The organism is Caballeronia sordidicola (assembly GCF_000729995.1).
Taxonomy (GTDB): Bacteria; Pseudomonadota; Gammaproteobacteria; order Burkholderiales; family Burkholderiaceae; genus Caballeronia; species Caballeronia sordidicola_A.
Genome location: NZ_JNFG01000168.1, coordinates 1 through 362 on the forward strand (window position 1 = coordinate 1; position 362 = coordinate 362).

The 362-nt window shown below is 62.7% G+C and carries 1 protein-coding gene; it reads left to right on the forward strand.

Annotated elements, in window-relative coordinates; genetic code table 11:
- On the forward strand, positions 1-362 hold a 362-nt coding region (locus tag FH08_RS48825; RefSeq protein ID WP_035568099.1), incomplete at both ends, for an MMPL family transporter.

The window sequence follows — 362 nt, forward strand, 5'->3', positions numbered from 1 at the left end:
AGTAAGCAGCTCGCCGATGGCGTCAAACTGCTGGTCGATCAAGTCCGGGGGATGGGTGGCGGCCTGAACCAGGCTTCCGCGTTCCTGCTGGGCATGCGGCGCGACGCGAACACACCGCAGATGGCGGGCTTCTACGTTCCGCCCGAGATTCTGGGTAAGAACGAATTCGAGAAAGCCGCAACACTTTTCGTGTCGCCGGACGGCCACACCGTGCGGTATCTGGTGCAGACGGCGCTGGACCCGTTCGGCATCGACGCGATGGACCAGACCAACGCGATCGTCAAAGCTGCCGAGACCGCACTGCCCAACACCACATTGGCCGACGCCAAGGTCTCGATGATCGGTCTGTCGTCGGTGAACCG